This window comes from Streptomyces sp. FH025 (assembly GCF_017427025.1).
GTDB lineage: Bacteria > Actinomycetota > Actinomycetes > Streptomycetales > Streptomycetaceae > Kitasatospora.
Genome location: NZ_JAFLNG010000994.1, coordinates 1 through 2119, shown reverse-complemented (window position 1 = coordinate 2119; position 2119 = coordinate 1). Strand labels below are relative to the sequence as shown.

The window sequence follows — 2119 nt, the reverse complement described above, 5'->3', positions numbered from 1 at the left end:
TGCCACGCCCCCGACAATTCTCCTTTGCCAAAGCTTAACCGCTCGATATTTGACACTCTGAAGTATCTCCCTGCATTGTTACTTCAGTTCATTCACTATGTACGGGAGGAAGCAACCGTGAGTGAGGCACCACAGCCCACCACCGCGGCCGAGAAGCAGAGCAACGCCCGGGTCCTGCCGGCCCTCATCCTGGCGATGCTGTCGTTCAGCGTGGTGCAGACCGCGGTCGTCCCGATCCTGCCGTCGCTGGCCAAGGAACTGGACGTCTCCGCCTCCAGCGTCACCTGGCTGATGACCGCCAACCTGCTCTCCGCCGCCGTGCTGACTCCCCTGCTGGGCCGCTTCGGCGACCTCCGGGGCCGCAAGCCGATGCTGCTGATCTCGCTGGCGGGCCTCGTCGCCGGTTCGGCACTGGCGGTCAGCACCCACTCCTTCACCTGGCTGGTCGTCGCCCGCGTCCTCCAGGGCGCCGGCGGTGGCGTGATGCCGCTGGCGATCAGCATCGTCCGCGACGAACTGCCCAAGCAGAAGGTCACCGGCGGCGTCGCCGCCATCAGTGCCTCGATGGGCGTCGGCTCCGGCCTCGGCCTGGTCGCGACCGGCCTCCTGCTGGAGCACTGGAGCTACAAGTCGATCTTCTGGATGGGCCTGGTCTTCGGCCTGATCGCGGTCGCCCTGGTCGCCTTCCGCGTCCCGTCCGACCCGGTGACCGACAAGGACGGCGGCGCCGACCCGCTCGGCGCCATCACCCTGGCCGGCTGGCTCTCCGCCCTGCTGGTCGCGGTCAGCCAGGGCAACCACTGGGGCTGGACCTCCACCAAGACCCTCGGCCTGTTCGCCGTCGCCGCCGTGGTCGCCCTGATCTGGGGCATCGTCGAGACCAAGGTCTCGCACCCACTGGTGGACATGAAGATGATGTCCCGCCCGGCCGTCGCCTTCACCAACCTGTCCGGCCTGCTCATCGGCTTCGGCATGTACGGCTCGTTCATGGTGATCAGCAACTTCGCCCAGACCCCGGAGAAGATCACCCACTACGGCTTCACCGCGACCGTCCTGCACGCCGGTGTGATGCTGCTGCCGTCCGCGATCGGCTCGATGGTGGCCGCCCCGCTCGGCGCCCTGCTGATCTCCCGCCGCGGCCCCAAGCTGCCGCTGGTCCTCGGTGGCGTCCTCGGTGCCGTCGCGATGGCCTACCTGGCCGTGCGGCACAGCCACGAGGCCGACATCTACACCGCCTCGGCGATCTTCGGCCTCGGCGTCGGCCTCGCCTTCTCCGCGATGCCGGCCTTCATCAACGGCGCCGTCCCGGTCGAGCAGAGCGGCATCGCCAACGGCATGAACTCCGTGCTGCGCACCGTCGGCGGCGCGATCGGCACCGCCGTGATGGCCGCGATCCTGACCGGCGACACCATGAAGCTGCCGCCGCAGATCCCGCTGTCGCTGCCCACCCTGGACGCCTACAAGCACTCGTTCTGGACCGCGGCCGCCGTCTGCGTCATCGCCGGCGTCGTCCCCTTCCTGATCCGCACCGCCAAGCCGACCGCCACCGTCCTCGGCGGCTCGGCCCGGCAGGACTCCAGCCCCGAGCTGGCCAAGACCGACGCCTGACGAGGCGTCCGTCCCCCGCGCTCAGGGACAGGGCGCGGGGGCCCGGCCTCCGTAGGTCGTGAGGGCATCACGAACGCGCGGGGTCCGGCACGGTATGCGGCCCCACCCGGTACTCCCCCCACCGGGTGGGGCCGCTTCGCGTTCCACCCCCCTCTTCACTCCCCCTCGCCGTCCATGCCCTCGCCACGGCGCAGCGGCAGCGGCCGGGCCGGCTCCAGCGCCGGGTCGTCCACCGCGAAGGTCCGCACCCTCCCCGGCTCGCTCCACGGCGTCTCGAACCGTACGGTGACCCGCCCGACGCCACTGCCCTGCACCCAGCCCGGCCCGAACTCGGCGTGCCGGACGTCCTGCCCGGGCAGCCAGCGGCGCACCACGACCGCCTCCGGCTCCTCCTCGGCCTCCGTCTCCTCCAGCGCCTGCTCCTGTTCCGCCGCCTCCTCGCGCAGCGCCTGCGCGAACAGGTCCTCCTGGGTGTAGTCGGCCAGTTGGGCCACGCCCACCCCGAGCAGCC

1 protein-coding gene and 1 pseudogene are annotated in these 2119 nt (G+C 70.7%); one reads left to right on the top strand and one right to left on the bottom strand.

From position 1 onward, the window contains the following. Positions 1-117 precede the first annotated feature (117 nt). Positions 118-1608 (top strand): MFS transporter, encoded by a 1491-nt coding sequence (locus J0670_RS36545; RefSeq protein WP_207817078.1) that lies wholly within the window; start codon positions 118-120, stop codon positions 1606-1608. Between the two features lie 155 nt (positions 1609-1763). On the opposite strand, the pseudogene J0670_RS36540 reads toward J0670_RS36545, so the two are convergent. Further along, a pseudogene (locus J0670_RS36540) lies at positions 1764-2119 on the bottom strand (DNA polymerase IV); the annotation flags it as partial.